This is a genomic window from Colwellia psychrerythraea, assembly GCF_000764185.1.
Taxonomy (GTDB): Bacteria; Pseudomonadota; Gammaproteobacteria; order Enterobacterales; family Alteromonadaceae; genus Colwellia; species Colwellia psychrerythraea_B.
The window spans coordinates 78,139-99,262 of the sequence record NZ_JQEC01000015.1; the positions used below are offsets into that span (position 1 = coordinate 78,139).

Sequence of the window (21,124 nt, forward strand, 5' to 3'; positions counted from 1 at the left end):
GGCTATGAAGTGCATAGTTAGCACAGACATCCCAACATAGCTGCTTTAAAACCAATTTATGCATAGGTATTAAGGTTAAGGCATGAGCGGTAGGCGAATAAAATCAGTTGAACCACAATGAGCACAGTCAGCGATTTCACTAAAATGCATAATAGTTATTTTTTCATCACATTGTTCACATTGCAGTTCACCAAATCCAATGAAATCGCCACTTTTATATAAACCATCATGATTAAAGTCTTCAATAAGTTCTGCCCATTCGACTTGCGATTTATCGGTTAATTTGGCGAGATTATCCCACAGTGTTTCACTTAATAACCCCAAGTAGAGCGAGTGTTCAGCTTGGGTTCTATTTAATTGATAAAAGTCACGTAAGTCATACTTTAAATTATCAACAAATTGTTTCAGCTTTTCTTCTGACATAGTCTCAGCGGCGCCCGCATACAATTTTGCCTGTTTAATAAACTCGTCAATGTGTGGCTTTTGCTCCGCTTTTACTTCAACTAACCAGTTGTTAAGTTTTCGATATATATCAGCAAAGTAATCATTTTGATGTGCCATTAGTATTTCCCTCAAGTGTTCAGGTTTAAGTATAGGAAAAGTTGAAATATATGCTTGTTGTTACCCAGCTAGATAAGGTATTCTACTGCGATAATCTAACGTCGGCTCCTTCACTATTCAGGCAAATATATATTGTCTAGTAGTCGAGTTGATAACACCTTAAAAGCATTCGAGAAAACCTTAATGGAAGCCATTTATAATCCTCAAGCGATTGAAGCAACAGTACAAAAATTTTGGACTGATAACAACACCTTTCAAGCTATTGAAAATCCGGACAAAGAAAAGTTTTATTGCTTAGCTATGTTCCCTTACCCTAGCGGTCGATTACACATGGGTCATGTGCGTAATTACAGTTTAGGTGATGTAATTTCTCGTTACCAGCGTATGCAAGGCAAAAACGTCATGCAACCTATGGGTTGGGATGCTTTTGGTTTACCTGCTGAAAATGCAGCGATTAAAAATAAGACCGCGCCAGGAAAGTGGACCTACGAAAACATTGATTATATGCGTAATCAACTGCAATCGCTTGGTTTTGGTTATGACTGGGGTCGTGAGTTAGCAACCTGTAAACCTGATTACTACCGTTGGGAGCAATGGTTCTTTACTCAACTTTTTGAGAAAGGTTTAGTGTATAAGAAAAATGCTACAGTAAACTGGGATCCTGTTGATCAAACTGTATTAGCAAATGAGCAAGTTATTGATGGTCGCGGTTGGCGCTCTGGCGCAAAGGTTGAACGTAAAGAAATACCACAGTGGTTTATCAAAATTACTGATTACGCTGAAGAGTTACTGAATGATTTAGACCAGTTAACTGAATGGCCTGAACAAGTAAAAACTATGCAACGTAACTGGATTGGTCGCTCTCAAGGTGTTGAGATGACTTTTGAAGTTGCCGATTCAGATGAAAAATTTGATATCTACACTACACGTCCAGATACGTTAATGGGTGTTACTTATGTCGCGCTTGCTGCTCAGCATCCGCTAGCATTAGCTGCCTCAAAAACGAATACTGAATTAGCTGCTTTTATCGAAGAGTGTAAAGGTAGTAAAACCACTGAAGCCGATATGGCTGCAATGGAAAAGAAAGGTGTTGATACGGGTCTTAAAGCTATTCACCCGCTTACTGATAAATTAGTGCCAGTATGGGCTGCGAATTTTGTATTAATGGATTATGGCTCAGGCGCTGTAATGTCGGTACCGGGTCATGACCAACGTGATTACGAGTTTGCCACTAAATATGGTTTAGCTATAGAACAAGTTATTGCTGGTCAAGAAGGCGATGATATTAACACTGCTGCCATTACTGAGAAGTCTACCTTAATCAATTCAGGTGAATTTGATGGCTTAGGTTTTGAGCAAGCTTTTACTGCAATTAGCGAAAAACTAACCAGTGAAAACAAAGGCAAGATAAAAACTAATTATCGTTTACGTGATTGGGGCGTTTCTCGTCAACGTTACTGGGGCACGCCAATCCCAATGATGAACCTTGCTAATGGTGAGTCAGTACCAGTACCGACAAATGAATTACCGGTAGTGTTACCTGAAGATGTCGTAATGAACGGCACAACATCACCGATTAAAGCCGACCCAGAGTGGGCAAAAACCACCTATAACGGTGAAGAAGCATTACGTGAAACGGATACCTTTGATACCTTCATGGAATCTTCATGGTATTACGCGCGTTATTGTTCACCGAATGACGATACACAAATGATTGATCCTGCCAAAGCCAACTATTGGTTACCGGTAGATCAATACATTGGTGGTATTGAGCATGCTATTTTACATTTACTTTACTCACGTTTTTTCCATAAATTATTACGTGATGTTGGTTTAGTAGATTGTGATGAACCATTTAAAAAGCTTTTATGTCAAGGCATGGTATTAGCAGAGACTTATTACCGTGAAGCTGATAATGGCGCACAAGAATGGATTGCACCAAGTGATGTTACTTCAGAACGTGATGAGAAAGGCAATGTAACTTCTTCAATCAGTAAACTTGATGGTCTGCCAGTGCTTTCTGCCGGTATGAGCAAAATGTCTAAGTCTAAAAACAACGGCATTGACCCACAAGAAGTGATAGAAAAGTACGGTGCAGATACTGTACGTTTATTTATCATGTTTACTTCGCCGCCAGAGCAAACCCTAGAATGGTCTGATGCCGGTGTTGAAGGTGCGCACCGCTTTGTTAAGCGTGTTTATAAACTAGCGACTGACTTTGTTGAAACAACTAAAGGAGCAGACATTGCTAACCTTGCTGATTTAACCTTAAACGCTAATCAGAAAAAATTACGCCGTGAGTTACACAAAACAATTGCTAAGGTTACTGACGATATTGGTCGTCGTAATACTTTCAATACGGCTATTGCGGCCATCATGGAGTTGATGAATCACTTAGGTAAAGCTAAATTAGAAAGTGATGAAGACAAAGCGATAATGCAAGAAGCTGTTCGTGCTGTAGTATTAATGTTAACGCCAATTACCCCACATCTTTGTCATCATTTATGGCAATTAGTTGGTGGTAGTGATGTAAATGTTGAAGATGCCACTTGGCCTGTTGTTGATGACAGCGCTATGGTAGAAGATGAAAAGTTAATCATTGTACAAGTAAATGGTAAGTTACGTGCAAAAATAACTGTCGCCGCTGATGCAAGCAAAGAAGATGTTGAAGTCTTGGGTTTAAATGATGAAAGTGTATTGAAATTTACTGACGGTAATACCATACGCAAAGTTATCTATATTCCAGGTAAGTTACTTAATATTGTCGCTAACTAGTTTGTTACACCTAATCAACCTGTGTCCGCCATTAAGGGTAAATAACAAATGTATAAATTAAGCCTTGCCATTAAAAGCTTAACCATTAGAACTTTTGCTATAGCCCTGTTAACCACAAGCTTATTGTCAGCTTGTGGTTTTCAACTGCGTGGTGATTATCTACTTGATGATGAATTGCAAACACTTTACTTGAGCTCAACTGATGTCCATGGTGAGTTGACACGTTTAGTTAAACTAAACTTAACGCGCAACCAAGTTAAAGTATTAAAACACTCTAAAGCTGACATACCTGAATTACGTATAATTTCTGATAAATTAGACAGACGCACCTTGTCACTTTTCTCTAACGGTCAAGTGGCTGAATATGAATTGATTTATTCAGTACATTATCAAGTGCGCTTTACTGGTGAAGATGCTCAAGAGTTCCGCTTTGAGCTGTATCGCGATTACCAAGACGATCCTAACCTTGCCCTCGCAAAAAGTCGTGAGTTATCACTATTATTAAGTGAAATGAGAACCTCGGCCGCAGATAAAATATTACGTGATTTAGCAAGAATACAACGCTAGTAATTCGTTTTTAGCAATAATACATTTGTTAGCATCATAACTTGCTGCAACATCTCTATAAGGTTTTCATGAAAATTTACCATAACCAGCTAGACAATACCCTACAACAGGGTTTTAAACCGGTTTGGTTAGTTTTTGGAGATGAGCCTTGGCAAAAGGATAACAGCCTAGCTGTTATTAAAAGCCATGCAAAAAAACAAGGCTTTAGTGAAATCATTCGCTTTAGCAGTGACATTAGCTTTGATTGGCAACAGTTACTTGACGAGTACCAAGCGTTAAGCCTTTTTGCCAGCCAACGCATTATTGAAGTTGAGCTAACAACTGTAAAAGTAGGTGATGCTGGCAACAAAGCGCTATTAGCTTTGGCTGAACGCTTAATACAAGACTTCAATAGCAATAATGCACCACAGGATGTGATGTTTATTTTCCATGGTGCGAAACTTGATGCGGCTAGCGCAAATAGAAAATGGTTTAAAAGCCTGGCTCAATTGGGCTGTTACTTGCCCTTGTACGATATTGAGTTGAAAGCCATGCCGCAATGGTTGAACAATCAAGCAAGGCAACGACAACTCACCATATCTGCCGAATTAAACGCGCTGTTAACAGAACTGTTTGAAGGTAATCTACTCGCCCTCGGCCAAGAGTTAGATAAACTAGCGCTACTTTTTGGCTCTCAACCTATTAGTATTGAACAAGCAGAGCAGTTAATTCTAAAACAGGCAAAGTTTAACCCTTTTCAAGTTATCGATGCGTTACTAAAAGGGGACTGCGCTAAATGTATAACCATGCTTGATCAGCTACAACAAGAAGGTATGGCTCCCGCACAACTAATTTGGATTTTCCATAAAGAAGTAAATCAGTTGTACACCATGCTAAATCAATTAGAGCAAGGTGAAGGCATTGCCAATGTTTATAAGCAATACCGTATCTGGGACAAACGTAAACCTTTGTACCAACACGCACTAACACACATCAAACTTGCTAATGTCAAACGTGCCATGATACGCATTGCAGACATAGACTTATTGAGTAAAACCAGCAGTGAGTTTAATATTTTTATTTTGTTAGCTGATTTATGTATCACCTTGTATCACGGTGAAAAAACAGCTGCCTTTAGTCTTAACTATGGCTAAACTATGGCTCAATTAGCGATGATAATTTAACTGTAGCTAGCTTAACTCTGATAATTACACTGAGACAAACTTAATGGCTAATCAAAATAAGCAATTGAGTCCACTAAAACCTGGAATAGGAATTTTAGGCGGAACTTTTGACCCAATCCATTTAGGCCATACTCAATCAGCTCAAGCAGTGGCTGATGAGTTAGATTTGAAAAAAGTACTATTAATACCTGCACATATTCCTCCCCACAAAACTTCACAGGAGCTTGTTCCCCATGCAAGTGCACAGCAACGCGCTACGATGGTAGAAATTTCTTGTCATGGCAGTACACTATTTTCTTGTGACCAACGAGAATTAAAACGCTCAGGCCACTCTTATACGGTAGATACCCTTACCGCGTTAAAAAAAGAAAATCCCAACCGACCTTTGTATTTTATTATCGGTATGGATTCACTGATGACTTTTACCCATTGGTATCAATATCGAGAAATTTTGACTTTATGTCACTTAATCGTTAATAGCAGGCCTAACTATGCCTTTGAACAGTTAAATCAAGCGACAATAGCCTTACTAAAAAAACATCAAACTTCTAATTTAGCTGAGCTGAAAAATGTTGAATCCGGTAATATATACTTTGCTAAAACAAACTTATTTGATGTTTCATCCACACAAATCCGCCATCATTTAGTGAGCAAAACAAGCTGGAATTTACAACTGATGCCAGAAATTTCAGAATATATTCACAAAAATAAGCTTTACCGTTAACCCTGCGCGTAAAAAGTGTTAATATTGCAATATTATATATTGTCGCTTCTAAAAGAGCGCATCAAAAGTTACGATTAACGATAGGAATAGCCCCTTGCAAACTGAACAACTTAAAGCATTTGTCATAGAAAAACTTGAAGACATGAAAGGCAGAGACATCATTGCCCTTAATATTAGCGACAAAGCAAGCTTTGCTGATTACATGATTATTTGTTCAGGTAACTCAAACCGCCATGTAAAATCTATTGCTCAATCTGTAGCGATGGAATGTCGTGCTGCGGGAATTGAACCGCGCGGCATGGAAGGCAATGATGTTGGTGAATGGGCATTAGTCGATTTAATCGATATAATTGTTCATGTTATGACCGATGAACAACGTGATAAGTATAACCTTGAGCAACTTTGGGCTGAATAAGTTACTTATTAACTTTGCCTAGTAATAAAACGAGTGCTGCGTTGGTGTCAATTTAAATAGAGTGTTATTACTCTATCAACCACCTGCCCTCGTTATTTTACTCAACAGTTATGATTTTACAATTTTAAGCCCTGTAATTAATATAATCTCCTTTAAATAATCAACTAAAACTACTCTTATGAAACTCACTTTATATGCCGTTGGTAGCAAAATGCCTGCATGGGTTAGCCAAGGTTTTGCTGAGTACAGTCGCCGTTTTCCTCGTGATTTAAGCTTTAATTTAGTAGAAATCCCAGCAGGTAAACGTGGTAAAAATGCGGATATAACACGCATCCTCGCTAAAGAGGGTGAATTATTACTGGCTGCTATCCCTAAAGGCAACCGCATTGTCACTTTAGAAGTCGAAGGGCAACCTTGGACAACACCAAAACTTGCAAAGCAACTAGAAAGCTGGCAACTTGATGGCAGAGATGTTGCATTACTTGTTGGGGGCCCTGAAGGATTAGCACCTGCTTGTATTAAAGCTTCTGAGCAAAAGTGGTCGTTATCGGCGCTAACGCTTCCTCACCCAATGGTACGAATACTTATTGCAGAGAGCCTGTATCGTGCTTGGAGTGTAAACACTAACCACCCATACCATAGAGAATAACTTTTGTTAAAAAATGCTTTGGCGATACTTTTAGTAAATAGACTTATGTTTAATCGAGTGCGCTGATGTCTCCACGTCGTGTTGCTATACGTAACCACTCCGCTGAAGCAAACTTATTTGCCCGACGTACCTTTATTGCCTTTGCCGTCGTTGTCTTGGTATTACTGCTGCTCTTTGCCAATCTCTATACCCTACAAGTAGAGTCATTCGAGAAATACCAAACACGTTCAAATTCTAACCGTATCAAGCTATTACCGGTAGCGCCAAACCGTGGATTAATCTATGACCGGAATGGTGTATTACTCGCCGATAATAAACCGGTTTATAGTTTAGAAGTTATCGCCGAAGATGTTGGTGATATTAAAACTAGCATAGAACAAGTTAGTCAGTTACTTAATATCAGCGCCGATCGACAAAATAAGTTTTTTAAATCTATGAAACGTAAACGTCGTTTCAAACCTGTCGAATTACATTCCCGTTTAAGTGACCAACAAGTTGCGCTATTCTCGGTAAATCAACATAAATATCCAGGCATTTTTGTTAATGCCCGCTTAAAGCGCTATTACCCTTTTTCCGATTTAACCACCCATAACCTTGGTTATGTGGCGCGAATAAATAGAAAAGATGCCAATAAATTAGAGCAAGCTGGTAAAGCTGAAAACTACGCCGCCACTTACGGTATCGGCAAGCTCGGTATTGAAAAGTACTATGAGGATATGCTGCACGGCACCATTGGCCATCAAGAAGTAGAAGTTAATAACCAAGGACGAGTGATTCGTACCTTAAATTACACACCACCAGTACCTGGTAAAGATCTTACTTTAACCTTAGATATTGAATTGCAAATGATTGCTAAACGCGCCTTGTCTGGTAAGCGTGGCGCTATTGTTGCCATGGACCCTCGAACAGGCGGTATATTAGCCATGTATTCCAATCCGAGTTACGACGGTAACTTATTTGTTCATGGTATCAGCACTAAAAACTATAAAAAGTTACTCGAATCAAAAGATTTACCACTTATTAACCGCAGTGTGCAAAGTGGTTATCCTCCAGCTTCAACCGTCAAACCTTTTCTTGCTCTGACGGGTTTGGAAGAGAATGTAATTACCCCGACAACTGAAGTTAACGATCCGGGGTGGTATCAGTTAAATGGTCTACCTAATAAATATCGTGACTGGCTACCTTGGGGTCATGGCAAGGTTAATTTGACCAAGGCTATTGAGCAGTCTTGTAACATCTATTTTTATGATCTCGCTTTTAAATTAGGCATTACTAAAATCAGCGATATGATGGAAAAATTCGGTTTTGGTGATTATACCGGTCTCGATATCCACGAAGAAAATAAAGGCATTATGCCCAGTGTTGCTTGGAAACGTGCTCGATACAATAAATCTTGGTACACAGGCGAAACGCTTTCTGTTGGTATAGGGCAAAGTTTTTGGACAGTAACACCACTACAATTAACACAAGCCTTAACCACTTTGGTAAACCGAGGTGAACGAAAAATCCCTCATTTACTCAAGGCAAAAAGTGAATTAATTATTGAGAGTAGTGGCAATGCGTATCATCAAATTACACCAATTGAATATGAGCCCCGTGCGCCCTTAAAACTTAGAAATGAAAAGAATTGGGACACCGTACTAAACGCTATGCATAATACCGTACAGAAATTTGGTGCTACAGCTCATAAACCATTTAAAGGCAGTACCTATGATGCTTCAGGTAAAACTGGTTCGGCACAAGTAGCTCGACGTAAACAAGGTGAGAAGTATGATGCTAAATCCACCTCAGAAAACAAACGTGATAACGCTATGTTTATTGCTTTTGCGCCTTTTGAAAAACCTGAAATTGTTATTGCGGTAGCCATTGAAAATGTCGCTAAAGGTGGTGGTGCTACTAATGCTGCGCCAGTGGCTAGACAGATTATGGACCAGTATTTCGGCGATAGAGTGATTACCAGTCAATTGTCTAAAATAAAAGCCAAGTCCCCTACAGTTATCGCAAAAACATCACAAGAGGCTGACTGATGCGCAGTACCGGACAAGACCAACAAAAAATCCACAACATTTGGCAGCGACTTCATATAGATGTGCCGTTATTATTGGGGCTTTTGACATTATTGGCATTAGGTTTATTTCTTGTTTATAGCGCTGGAGGGCAAGAAACTGCCGTTGTATATCGTAAAGCTAGAAGTATCGGTGTCGCGCTTGTAGGCATGTTTATTGTTGCGCAAATACCGCCGCTGGTTTATCGAAAATGGGCCGTGCCTGTTTTTGTTTTAGGTTTATTAATGTTAGTTGGCGTTTTGCTCTTTGGTCATGTTGGTAAAGGCGCACAGCGCTGGTTAGATTTGGGTTTCATAAAATTCCAGCCGTCTGAAATAATGAAATTGATAGTGCCTATTATGATTGCCTGGTTTGTTAGTCAAGAAAATTTACCAGTAAAAATATCGACGGTGATCCTCGCCTTTATCTTAGTATTATTACCCACTTTACTTATTGCTAAACAGCCCGATTTAGGCACTTCCCTGCTAATTGCCAGCTCCGGAATTTTTGTTATCTTTCTTGCTGGTGCAAGTTGGCGTCTAATTGGTGTTTGTCTTGGTTTAGCCTCTGCATTCGTGCCCATTTTATGGATGTTTTTGATGAAACCTTATCAGAAACAACGTGTGATGACTTTCTTAAACCCAGAGCAAGACCCACTTGGCTCGGGTTATCATATTATTCAATCAAAGATAGCCATAGGCTCCGGTGGTATTAACGGTAAAGGTTGGCTGCAAGGCACCCAATCACAGTTAGAGTTTTTACCTGAGCGCCATACCGACTTTATTTTTTCAGTCTTTAGTGAGGAGTTTGGCTTAATTGGCGTTGCCGCCCTGCTTGCCGTCTATTTATTTGTCGTAATGCGCGGCTTGTGGATTGCCGTCAATGCACAACACGCTTTCACCAAATTACTCGCTGGTAGTCTCACCTTAACTTTTTTTGTTTATGTGTTTGTAAATATTGGCATGGTATCTGGATTATTACCTGTAGTAGGTGTGCCACTACCGTTAGTCAGCTATGGTGGTACATCCATGGTGACACTGATGTTAGGTTTTGGCATGTTAATGGCTATTAGTACTCACCGACGTTTTCACGTTTAAGCAAAATAATCCACAAGCCACCCTATTTCCTTTTATGAAAGTTATTGAAAATATGAATCGAATAAAAGTTTACAAGCAAGCACTCATTTTACTCAGTTTAGTATTAACACTAACGTTGTTAAGTGCCTGTACTTCTGGACGTTATCAACAAAAACATGACAGTACACCAACACGTTTACCCAGCCAAGCCGAGTTAAAAGATGCTTTACCACGAGCACAAGCACATAGTCGTGGTGGCAATAAAGATTATCAAGTATTTGGTAAGCCCTATAAAGTATTAACATCAGCTCATGGTTTTGAACAAACCGGTACCGCCTCTTGGTATGGCAAAAAATTCCATGGTCATCTCACTTCTAATGGTGAAATCTATGACATGTACGCCATGAGCGCAGCACATAAAAACTTACCTTTGCCTACTTATTTAAAAGTGACTAATACTGCCAATGATAAATCAGTCATCGTGCGAGTAAATGACAGAGGTCCGTTTCATCAATCACGGATTATCGATTTATCCTACAGCGCCGCCTATAAGCTCGATATGTTAAAAACAGGTACTGCAGAGGTCAAGATCACTGCCATAACTGATTTTGATAAAAAAACAGGTAAGGTCAAAACCCTATTAGTAAACCCGGTTTCAACTGAAAAAGTTTCGCCTGACGCTAACCCAACAGTCCTTGCTGTTATTAAGGCTGAAAAATCAAAGCAAGGGAGCACCCCAAAAGAAATAGTCATGGGCATTACTACCCCCTACATTCAAGTATTTGCCACCAGTAAAAAAGAGCTGGCGATTAGCACAGCAAATAAGCTCAAGACGCAATATAAACAAGACAGTAGTTATGTTGAGAAGCAAGGCATATATCGTATTCAATTGGGACCTATCAGCGATCTTGCAACATTAAATGCATTATTGCTGTCGTTAAAAGCAAATGGTTACCCTAATGCTTATCCCAGAACAGCACCATAAAGCCTTAAAAAATAGTTTGTGCAAACAGATAAAATGAAATTTCATAAAAGTTGTTACATTTTTAATAGCTTTTCTGCGAAATTATTGGTCATTTCTATTTTTTGCCCATAGCCAAGCTTTTTAGAAGTGGTATACTTTCGTCCAGTTGATTTTCCTTACTTTTCACACACGACTAACACTATGACCCAATCAAAAAGATTTTCTGGCAAATTTAACGCCAACAAATTATTTACCTTTTTCAGTGGCGCTTTGTTAAGCGCTGCAGTTGTGCTTACACCAGCCGCTAATGCTATTACTATTATTCCCGACGCCCCACAAATTAACGCTAAAGGTTTTATCTTAATTGATTACACCACAGGTAAAATCATTGCTGAAGAAAATGCCGATACACAGTTAGCACCGGCAAGTTTAACTAAAATAATGACCAGTTATATTATTGGTAAAGAGCTTGAGAACGGCAATATTAAAAACACTGATAAAGTGATGATCAGTGAAAATGCTTGGGCTAAGAACTTTCCTGATTCATCTAAAATGTTTATTGAAGTTGGTACTGAAGTACCTGTTAGCTTGTTAAACCAAGGTATTATTGTTGCCTCAGGCAATGATGCGTGTGTTGCTATGGCTGAACATATTGCCGGTAGCGAAAGTGCTTTTGCTGATTTAATGAATGCTCATGCTGAGCAATTGGGCATGTCGAGTAGCTTTTTTGAAAATAGTCATGGTTTAGACAGCGACTCTCATATGACTACGCCTAGAGATATGGCTACGTTAGCTATCGCACTTATTCGAGAGGTACCTGAAGAGTACGCCATTTATAAACAAAAATCATTCAAATATAATAATATCAAACAGTATAACCGTAATGGTTTATTGTGGGACAAAAGCTTAAATGTTGACGGCATGAAAACTGGCCATACATCAAATGCTGGCTACAGTTTAGTAACCTCTGCAACTAAAGGCGATATGCGTTTAGTTACCGTTGTTATGGGTACCGCAAGTGAACGAGCAAGAAAAGTAGAAAGTAAAAAATTATTAAACTATGGTTTCCGCTTTTTTGAAACAATCACCCCATATAAAGCCGGTGAAAAATTTATTGCCAACCGTGTATGGATGGGTGACAAAGAAAATGTCGATTTAGGCATTATTTCAGATACGCCAATCACCATTCCTCGTGGTCAACGTAAAAATTTGAAAGCAAATTTTGAGCTAAATAAACAACTGACCGCGCCTTTAGCAAAAGGCACAGTAGTTGGCACTTTATTTTTACAACTTGATGATGAAGATATTGCTCAATACCCTTTGGTTACTTTAGAAGAAGTTAATGAAGGTAGTATGTTCAGCCGTTTAGTAGATTATGTTAAATTGCAGTTTGCTAATTAACAACTTGATTAGCAAACTATAAGAGCCTCTTTATTGAGGCTTTTTTGTTTTTGCCTCGAAAAAAATCTATACACTTAAAGAAAACTTTTATGGCCTTAACCAAAAAACGTATAAGGCAGAGAATAAAAACAATATCAGCCCATGATAATTGATGATAAAATGACGTCAAAGTACAAACCTAGCTAGATAAAGAAGTAAGTGACCATGAAAACCCATTTTGATGAATTATTAGATTTCCCAACGGTATTAAACTTTAAAGTGATGGGCCTTGCCTGTGACGAGTTGCCTGACTTGATCATTGCTGAACTACAAAAGCATACCCCTGGTGATTATGCCCCCAAAATTAAGCCTAGTTCGAAAGGTACTTACCTCTCAGTTTCTATTGCGGTAACCGTTACCAGTAAAAAACACATTGAAACTATCTATGAAACGTTAACAGCGATTGAACAAGTACGATACGTTTTATAGTGAACAACAATGGGACTTTATGTGGGTAGCCTTTTAAGGCGATTAGTTTTCCAAACTCTAGATTAACGAGGTTTGCCTAGTGCACTCAAATTCAACGGTCGAGCAAGAGACTATTAACCTTGCTGACTCATTAGTCATCCGACAATTAGATACCATGGATTACAGTCAAGTTTGGCATGCCATGAAAGACTTTACCGATAACCGTGATAACACTATTGCTGATGAATTATGGCTAGTAGAGCATCCTGCTGTTTTTACCCAAGGACAAGCAGGTAAAGCTGAACATTTGCTCCTACCTGGCGATATTGAAGTAGTGAAAGTTGACCGAGGTGGTCAAGTCACTTATCACGGTCCAGGTCAGCAAGTAATTTACATTATGATTAACCTGCGCCGTAAAAAAATTGGCGTAAGGCAGTTAGTAACTTTGATCGAAAAAAGTATTGTCTCGGCTTTAGCTGATTATAATATTAACGCGTATGCCAAGGCTGACGCACCGGGTGTTTATGTCGATGAGAAAAAAGTTGCCTCATTAGGATTACGAGTACGTAAAGGTTGCTCCTTTCATGGTTTAGCCATCAATGTGAATATGGATTTATCACCTTTTCTACGTATTAATCCTTGTGGTTATGCCGGTTTAGAAATGGTACAAACTGCCGATTTACAAGGCCCACAAGATACCGCTAGTGCAAGTACTGCCTTAGTGAAACATTTAATAACCTTACTTGATGCTAATGATGTTAGTTATCAAACAGGTTTACCAAACGAGAATAACACGCATCATGAGTAGTGATTTAATTTCAGCAACAAAAACAGCCAATCGTGCAGCGGGCGAAAAATTTCGCGATGCAGATAAATTAGCTCACATTCCAATTAAAGTTGTCAGTTCAACAAAAGCTACTATGTTACGTAAACCCAGTTGGTTACGTATCAAGTTACCTCGCTCGAGTGAACGTATTGATGCCATCAAAGCTAATTTACGTAAAAACAACTTGCACTCGGTGTGTGAAGAAGCTTCATGCCCTAACTTAGCAGAATGTTTTAACCACGGTACGGCTACCTTTATGATTTTAGGTGATCTATGTACCAGACGTTGTCCATTTTGTGATGTTGGCCATGGTCGCCCACTACCACCTAATAAAGATGAACCAAAAAAACTTGCCAATAGTTTAAAAGATATGGGCTTAAAGTATGTCGTTATCACCTCAGTAGATAGAGATGATTTACGAGATGGTGGTGCGCAACAATTTGCCGATTGCGTAAAAGAAATTGGTGAGCAAGCGCCAAATACTAAAGTTGAAATTTTAGTCCCTGACTTTCGTGGCCGTATGGATAGAGCATTAGAAATACTTAATCAACATCCACCACATGTTTTTAACCATAATATGGAAACTGCGCCACGCCTTTATACCAAGGTTCGTCCTGGTGCAAACTATCAATGGTCATTAGACTTACTGAAAAATTTTGGTGCAGCTAACCCTACGGTGCCAACTAAATCTGGCTTAATGGTCGGTTTAGGTGAAACCAACGAAGAAATTTTAGAAGTAATGCAAGATTTGCGTAACCATGGCGTCACTATGCTAACTATCGGCCAATACTTACAACCCAGTAAAGATCATCTTGCAGTAGAGCGTTACGTGCATCCAGATGATTTTGCCATGCTTGAACGTGAAGCTAAAAAGATGGGCTTTGTGCATGCTGCTTGTGGGCCTTTAGTTCGTTCAAGTTATCATGCCGATAAACAAGCTGCCGGTGAAGAAGTTAAATAACGCCGAAGTGAATTATCCGTAAATAAATGAAATATAAAAAGCCAGTATATTTATACTGGTTTTTTTATAGTTGATATTTTATCAATATTTTTTTGATGCATGATTTATTTAGGCTTCCTATAAGAGTCATTCATTCAATGTAAAACGGACTAACGGCTAATGTATCTTTATTTTTCATAGTATAATTACCTCCTATAATAATCATTAAACAAACAACGAACACAGGAAAATCATGAATTTATTGAAATTAGAGACTTATATAAAACAGAGTAAAATTATCGCACTAATTGCCATTGTCATTGCTATCATCGCTTGGCTTATGGATGTAAGCGGTATGGTTTATGAATGCCCGTATTGTCGTGTGCAACGTTCGGTAATAGGCATATTAGGCTTGATTTTGGTTCTACCTATCTCATCTCATTGGCTTGGAAAATATGCAGCGCTGGTCATAGGTTTTTTTGGTGCTGTTGTTGCCGCAAACCAACACTTCATGGGTTGGAAAAAGGTCTCTGCTGGTGAGTTTGTACTGAAACTTCCTGTAGATCCTTTCTTACTGTCAGGTATAGCCCTAACGATGATTATTGGCTTAATGTATATAATAATGATTAAGAAGCGTTAATAAGATCACTCTTTTTGAGGGTCCCGTTTATACTTTATTAAAATTAAACGGGATCTTTGACATTTTGTTTGTAATCTAAAGTAACGAGAGCATTACTCGTTACTTTTCAGCTTTTTGATAAATAGCCGCCATAGCGCCAGCAGGATCTTTGAATACTACATAACGGTCCTCTCCAACATTTTTAATGTTTGTAAATAAACTACCACCATACACAACAACTTTCCCGATAGACTCATCAAGATCCTTTACCAGAAAATAAGGTAACCACATCGCTGGCATATCTTTATTTTCACCTCTTGCATGACAAATTCCGGTTACTAAGCTTGATGACTTAAGACATGATGATGCATTTTCTGACTCCCCCTCATTAACACTGTCATCTTTATCTGTCCCTGTTACCTCACTTAATTCATCACTTTTAATCGCTGAAGTCATAATAAAATCATTATAAGTTTCATTGTCTAAGGTCATTGCCATGGGCTCTCTATCCCAGCCTAAAACGTTTTGATAAAAAGCACTTACCGCTTGTGCATCGGGAACGGATAAATCCATCCAAGCCATTTCGCCTAGCCCTTCTCCATACATAACAATTCTCCTTAGTAATTAAATTAGACCGCGTACTTGATAACACCGCGGCTTTGAGACCTTAATTTTTCTCATGAGAAACACTCATTAACTTAGGATTTCTCGGGTAAAACTTATCAGGCATGCTACTAATATGTTCAAAAAATCGAGTATCTTTATAAGGTAGTTTCATAAAGCCTGAGATACCAATACCATCAATAGTAGGTAATAGCGCTAAAAATTGCGCTAAACAAGCTTTAAATTCAGCTTCTTTTTCATGATTTAATAACATCAAGTAGCTATGAATTTTTAAATGTGTTGGCAGTACTTCAAAAATAATACAGCCTGTGTGGTGAATAAGGTTTAGCTCAGCTAAAACCGACATTAGCTCATCAGGAAGATATAAATACTCATCAGGGTCTTTACCATCTTCAAAGTAAGAGTGTAATCGGGTCACATCATCAACGTCAGGTACAGCACTTATCTCAAAGCCTATTTCTTGGTTACCGTCAGCAATAAATGGCAGGTCTTCGCTCTGACGTTCAACATGTAGTGTATTACGGGCATTAAATAAACAGCTTTTAAATACCCCGACGCGATATATACCCTGAGCCAAATAAACAATATTGTTCACCGCGCTAGTAAAAGATGTTTTCAGTGCTTCATCAAATAAGGTTAAGTTAGAGTCAATATAAACCCCCTCTTTTGCCCATCGAATGGCAATGCCGCCAACAACAGGAAAATTACCTAACCGGCTTAACGCCGCAATCAAGGCCTTTTCATTGTCTCCCATGCCCATAAGATAATTTTTATAATATTTATCTAGCTGCGCATCATCAATACCCGATAAATTATCATAATCTGTTTGTTCACGTAAAAATGACTTGCGCGACCCGTAAACTACCGTATCTATTTGCTCACTTTGAGCTTTCACCCAAACAGGTATTTGTGCGATAGCGTCAACTTTTGTTGGTTTATCTGACAAGACAACTTTTTTCAAATAACTAAGGTTATTAAAAAAGTAATCCCCTGCTTGACCCCGCCGTTTAGCATCATCACTTAACATGCCGGTTAATACCTGCGCGAGCAACTTAGGTAAACCTAGGGCATTAGGCGATATAACCTTGACACCATAACGACATGATTGCCCTGATGCCAGGGCGTATAAAGTTGCGGCTAAACCTTGTTCATCAAAACGGGGCGTCGATAAACCACCATTTAGCTGCTCTGGACCAATAAAATAAACATCTCCTAAGCGGGCATTACTATTTTGTAAATCGCTACTCATCAACTCCATTACGTTGGTACTGGTACTCTGTTGATTACAGTCGAGCTGAGCACTCACCGATGATCCCCAATCAATCAGCTGTACCTTGCCAGTATCTTCATCGTAAACCAAATTAGAGGGTTTGATATCGCCATGTACTATGGGCTTCAACTGCCTGTGGTTATTGGCTTGACGTAAATACAGAAGTATATCAGCTAATTGTAATGCAATACTCACTACCAATTCAGGCGGTAATGGCCCCACTCGCAAAGATAATTTCTCCAAATCTAAACCTGGAGCTCGACCCATTTGTAAAATTGATTGTCGCTTTATCTTCTGATAATCAATCACTTTGGGAATTTGAGGATGATCGAGTTGACCTTGAATATCGGCTTCTTCTGCTAAACGGTCTTGAACGTGTTGCGGTAAGTTAATACGAGAGAACTTAAAAACAACGGGTAATTCAACTGCTAAACCATCGGTAGATTTAATACCTGAAAAAACAAAGCCATACGCCCCTTTACCTAAAAGAGCAACGTATTCAAAGCCAAGTTGCTTTAATTGTTGCTGGCAAAGATCAACCCACTCTTTTAACTTAGTCGCGTCTTTATGACTGAGTAAATATATAGATTGCTCTTGAGCAATGTAGAAATGCTGTAATTTTTTATTAGTCACTTTTATTGCTCACTGCTGATTAACACTTTATGTACACTATTAAGATATAATTTGAACGACAAGTCAGGATAATTTTTACTTAATTCCATGTTGTCTTAGTTTCATGGCAATTTTATTATGCGACACCTTCAAACGGTCAGCGAGTTTACGTGTTGTTGGAAATAAGGGGTGTAAATGGGTCAATAATTTAGCTTCGAACTCACTTTGTGCACTAGACCAATCTTGCACATTTTCCATAATAACATCGGCAACCTCTACAGCATTAGCAGAATGTTTCTGCAGTACTTGTTGCAAGTCGTCAGCGCTAATATCGCCGCCACGGTTTAAAGCGACCACACTAAATAGCACATTTTGTAGTTGCCTGATATTACCTGGCCAGGAAAAACGCTGTAATAAAACCAGCGCTTGTGCAGTAAGTTTGGGTTTAACAAAATTTATTTGCTGACTATTACAGACTTGTTTTGCTGCATTTTCAATGAATAAGTTGGCTAATAGACTCATATCTGTAATTCGCTCACGCAGCGGCGGCAGTTCAATACTGAGCACGTTAAGACGATAATATAGATCTTCTCGAAATGTTTTCTGATTTATTAATTTGGCTAAGTTTTGATGGCTGGCACTGATAATTCGAATATTAGCGATCAGCTCCTTAGTACCGCCAACACGGCGATAAGTCAGATCTTGTAAAAAACGTAATAGCTTAGCTTGTAAATACGGTGACATTTCAGCAATTTCATCTAAAAACAAGCAACCGCCCTCCGCTAGTTCCACTAGCCCAGGCTTTCCGCCTCTTTGTGCGCCAGTAAAGGCACCACTTTCATAACCAAAAAGTTCGCTTTCTAATAAGTGTTCTGGTAATGCTGAGCAATTAATTGCTAAAAAAGGAGCTTTAGCTCTTGAACTAGCCTGATGTAAAGCTCTGGCAATTAACTCCTTACCGGTGCCAGTTTCACCACTGATCAGGACAGGTAAATCTAATTCAGCAAAACGTTTCCCTTGCTCTTTAATTAAACTGATACTGCTTGATTTACCGATAATATTGTCAAAACTGTGCTCTTGATGACTTTGCAATAATGATATTTGCCGTCCTAAAGTATTCATAGACCGTAGCAGTAATACTGAGCCCGTTACCTGTGTTACTTTGTTATCTTCTGTATGCGAGAAAGTATCAGTGGATGAATTTGATAATGTGTTAGCTAAGACGGGGCTTATATCTAGAATGTATGCTTTACCCTGAATGGTAATAGCCTGACTCGTTGCAGTATTAGTCAGCATTGAGGTATTTATTTTACCAATAAGCTCATCAATAGGTTTACCCAAGTAGTCTGTAGCAATCGAATCAGACTTAAAGCCGGCGACTTTTGGTATAAGTTTATGACTCGCCTTATTCATCGCTAAAATCAAACCTTGGCTATCAACATCAATGATAGGCTCTGGCATTTTATCTAATAGAGCTTGCAAGTGACTTGCCCGCTGCTCACTAGGTAATAAACTAATAGGCTCAACACTTATTACCCCGACAATATTTATTAAGCAAAACTTAATTTTAGATAGCGTCAATTCATCATACTCAAGATGTAGATAGGTAAAACAACTGGTAATTTCCACAGCTTTTAGGTTCCAAGCTTGTTTGGCGAACACCGCTAATATTTCTTGTGAAATACCAATCCGGTCGTTCGATTCAATAACAATACGCATAAAAAGGTACGCTTTAAAATAATTCGTACTATAAATATGACACAGTAATATTAATAGTACAAACTCATAAGGTACTAAAATAAATCCATTAATGCCTTAAAACCTACACCTAGCGTATCACATATACCAATAAATCAATTACCCCCCCTAAAAAACGTACTAAAAATATTACAACCTATAATCACTCTTTCAAAACAAAACCCTACCTCGTTGAAAAGTAACAGTTTTATTAATTGGCAACATAATTGCAACACTTTATATAAGACCACCGTAAATATATAGAAATTTTAAGCATAACAATAATCACCTCACCTATTATGGAAGACACAATGACCAAGTTTAAGAGCAAAAATATAGAAACTAAAGCTATTCACGCCGGCAGAATTGATGATAAGCAGTTCGGCTCACTAGCAACGCCTTTATATCAAACCTCTACTTTTATTTTTGATAGTGCTCAACAGGGTGGTGATAGATTCGCCGGAGAAAGTGAGGGTTATATATACACACGCTTAGGAAACCCTACCACTCGCCAATTAGAGCAACGTGTGGCTGCTATGGAATGCATGGATGACGCTGCAGCAACGGCTACAGGCATGGCTGCTGTTTCAGCGGCACTACTGACTAACTTACAAGCTGGCGATCATATGATTTCATCAAAGGCTGTTTATGGCTGTTCATTTGCCTTGATGAGTCACATGCTTAAAAAGTTTGCTATCGAAGTTACTTTTGTCGATATGACGGAGCCTGAAAATATCAAAGCGGCGATAAAAGAAAATACCAAGTTAGTGTTTTTAGAAACACCAATTAATCCTAACCTAGTGGTATTAGACTTAGAGAAAATTTGCGCGATTGCCAAAGAGCATAAGTTATTATCGATAGTAGATAATACCTTTCTCACCCCAGTATTACAGCAGCCAGCTAAATTTGGCGCCGATATTGTAGTGCACAGTGCCACTAAGTACCTGAATGGTCATGGCGATGTGGTTGCTGGTATTGTTTGTGCTAGTTTTGAAATGATTAACGAAATAAAAATGACCACGCTTAAAGATATTGGCGCAACCATAAGCCCGCACGATGCTTGGTTAATTATGCGCGGTTTGAAAACATTACCGATTCGCATGGACAGACATTGCAGCAATGCGCAAACAGTCGCTGAGTTTTTAGAGAAGCACCCAGTGGTATCTGAAGTTTATTACCCAGGACTTAAGAGCCACTCAGGATATAAATTTATTGGCAAGCAAATGAAAGCTGCGGGTGGTGTTATCGCATTTGAATTACATACCGACCTTGCTGGTGGAACCGCATTTATTGATGCTATGGAGTTGTTCTCAATTGCGGTGAGTTTAGGGGATGCCGAGTCATTGATTCAACACCCAGCTTCGATGACCCATTCTCCTTACACACCAGAAGAGCGAGCAAATGCAGGTATTAGTGATAGTTTGATCAGAATTTCTGTCGGGTTAGAAAATGTTGATGATATTATTGCTGATTTAACTCAAGCCCTAGCAAAGGTCTCTGAAACGACTTCAGATAAAGTTACCAGTATCACGGCATCTAATGCTGCTTAGCAACTCTTAAATAATTTAGTGGTCTATAAAGGCTAATAAAAGTTTTGACTAAAAATCTAAACCCAAAAACCCCATTATGTGCATAACATATGGGGCTTATTGATTATTAGCTGTCGCAATTTGTTAATTGAAGCGACTTAACTGAAAGATACTAATTTA

19 protein-coding genes are annotated in these 21,124 nt (G+C 38.8%); 15 read left to right on the top strand and 4 right to left on the bottom strand.

Annotated features, from left to right (window positions below; translation table 11 throughout):
- Positions 1-75 precede the first annotated feature (75 nt).
- Positions 76-561, bottom strand: coding sequence for a zinc ribbon-containing protein (locus tag GAB14E_RS15335; RefSeq protein WP_033081595.1), 486 nt, complete (start codon positions 559-561; stop codon positions 76-78).
- A 183-nt stretch (positions 562-744) separates the two neighbouring features.
- On the opposite strand from GAB14E_RS15335, the gene leuS reads away from it, so the two are divergent.
- The 14 genes from leuS (at position 745) to GAB14E_RS15265 (ending at position 15,193) form a co-directional block, all read left to right on the top strand.
- Positions 745-3,336, top strand: a complete 2,592-nt coding sequence (gene leuS, locus GAB14E_RS15330; RefSeq protein ID WP_033081692.1) for a leucine--tRNA ligase — start codon at positions 745-747, stop codon at positions 3,334-3,336.
- 48 nt (positions 3,337-3,384) lie between these two features.
- Positions 3,385-3,903 (top strand): LPS-assembly lipoprotein LptE, encoded by a 519-nt coding sequence (locus GAB14E_RS15325; protein ID WP_052093556.1) that lies wholly within the window; start codon positions 3,385-3,387, stop codon positions 3,901-3,903.
- 68 nt (positions 3,904-3,971) lie between these two features.
- Positions 3,972-5,036 carry a DNA polymerase III subunit delta gene (holA, locus tag GAB14E_RS15320; protein WP_033081596.1) on the top strand — a complete coding sequence of 355 codons (1,065 nt, stop codon included), beginning with the start codon at positions 3,972-3,974 and terminating at the stop codon, positions 5,034-5,036.
- 73 nt (positions 5,037-5,109) lie between these two features.
- Positions 5,110-5,790 carry a nicotinate-nucleotide adenylyltransferase gene (gene nadD / locus GAB14E_RS15315; RefSeq protein ID WP_033081597.1) on the top strand — a complete coding sequence of 227 codons (681 nt, stop codon included), beginning with the start codon at positions 5,110-5,112 and terminating at the stop codon, positions 5,788-5,790.
- Between the two features lie 94 nt (positions 5,791-5,884).
- Positions 5,885-6,205 carry a ribosome silencing factor gene (rsfS, locus tag GAB14E_RS15310; protein WP_033081598.1) on the top strand — a complete coding sequence of 107 codons (321 nt, stop codon included), beginning with the start codon at positions 5,885-5,887 and terminating at the stop codon, positions 6,203-6,205.
- Positions 6,206-6,383: 178 nt separating this feature from the next.
- The gene (gene rlmH / locus GAB14E_RS15305) at positions 6,384-6,854 is read left to right on the top strand and encodes a 23S rRNA (pseudouridine(1915)-N(3))-methyltransferase RlmH (protein ID WP_033081599.1); all 471 of its coding nucleotides are present in this window, start codon (positions 6,384-6,386) and stop codon (positions 6,852-6,854) included.
- 65 nt (positions 6,855-6,919) lie between these two features.
- Positions 6,920-8,881, top strand: a complete 1,962-nt coding sequence (gene mrdA / locus GAB14E_RS15300) for a penicillin-binding protein 2 (protein ID WP_033081600.1) — start codon at positions 6,920-6,922, stop codon at positions 8,879-8,881.
- The gene (gene rodA / locus GAB14E_RS15295; protein WP_033081601.1) at positions 8,881-9,996 is read left to right on the top strand and encodes a rod shape-determining protein RodA; all 1,116 of its coding nucleotides are present in this window, start codon (positions 8,881-8,883) and stop codon (positions 9,994-9,996) included. Before mrdA ends, rodA begins: the two co-directional genes overlap by 1 nt.
- A 52-nt stretch (positions 9,997-10,048) precedes the next feature.
- Positions 10,049-10,960, top strand: a complete 912-nt coding sequence (locus GAB14E_RS15290) for a septal ring lytic transglycosylase RlpA family protein (RefSeq protein WP_033081694.1) — start codon at positions 10,049-10,051, stop codon at positions 10,958-10,960.
- A 180-nt stretch (positions 10,961-11,140) separates the two neighbouring features.
- The gene (locus GAB14E_RS15285) at positions 11,141-12,340 is read left to right on the top strand and encodes a serine hydrolase (protein ID WP_033081602.1); all 1,200 of its coding nucleotides are present in this window, start codon (positions 11,141-11,143) and stop codon (positions 12,338-12,340) included.
- A gap of 204 nt (positions 12,341-12,544) precedes the next feature.
- Positions 12,545-12,808 (top strand): DUF493 family protein YbeD, encoded by a 264-nt coding sequence (gene ybeD / locus GAB14E_RS15280; protein ID WP_033081603.1) that lies wholly within the window; start codon positions 12,545-12,547, stop codon positions 12,806-12,808.
- 79 nt (positions 12,809-12,887) lie between these two features.
- Positions 12,888-13,595, top strand: coding sequence for a lipoyl(octanoyl) transferase LipB (gene lipB / locus GAB14E_RS15275; protein WP_414734059.1), 708 nt, complete (start codon positions 12,888-12,890; stop codon positions 13,593-13,595).
- A complete protein-coding gene (gene lipA / locus GAB14E_RS15270) occupies positions 13,588-14,574 on the top strand; it encodes a lipoyl synthase (RefSeq protein WP_052093557.1) in 987 nt (328 codons plus the stop codon). Before lipB ends, lipA begins: the two co-directional genes overlap by 8 nt.
- Before the next feature lie 232 nt (positions 14,575-14,806).
- Positions 14,807-15,193, top strand: a complete 387-nt coding sequence (locus GAB14E_RS15265; protein WP_033081604.1) for a disulfide bond formation protein B — start codon at positions 14,807-14,809, stop codon at positions 15,191-15,193.
- Between the two features lie 99 nt (positions 15,194-15,292).
- Here GAB14E_RS15265 and GAB14E_RS23990 read toward each other — a convergent pair whose 3' ends face one another.
- The 3 genes from GAB14E_RS23990 to GAB14E_RS15255 all read right to left on the bottom strand — a co-directional run bounded on the left by GAB14E_RS23990 (position 15,293) and on the right by GAB14E_RS15255 (position 19,397).
- Positions 15,293-15,778: a VOC family protein gene (locus tag GAB14E_RS23990; protein WP_052093558.1), complete on the bottom strand. Its 486-nt coding sequence runs from the start codon at positions 15,776-15,778 to the stop codon at positions 15,293-15,295.
- Positions 15,779-15,839: 61 nt separating this feature from the next.
- Positions 15,840-17,699 (bottom strand): serine/threonine protein kinase, encoded by a 1,860-nt coding sequence (locus GAB14E_RS15260; protein ID WP_033081605.1) that lies wholly within the window; start codon positions 17,697-17,699, stop codon positions 15,840-15,842.
- Positions 17,700-17,774: 75 nt separating this feature from the next.
- Positions 17,775-19,397: a sigma 54-interacting transcriptional regulator gene (locus GAB14E_RS15255; protein WP_033081606.1), complete on the bottom strand. Its 1,623-nt coding sequence runs from the start codon at positions 19,395-19,397 to the stop codon at positions 17,775-17,777.
- A gap of 329 nt (positions 19,398-19,726) precedes the next feature.
- Between GAB14E_RS15255 and megL the strand changes: the two genes are divergently transcribed.
- Entirely contained in the window at positions 19,727-20,965 is a 1,239-nt protein-coding gene (gene megL / locus GAB14E_RS15250; protein ID WP_033081607.1) for a methionine gamma-lyase, read from the top strand.
- Positions 20,966-21,124 lie beyond the last annotated feature (159 nt).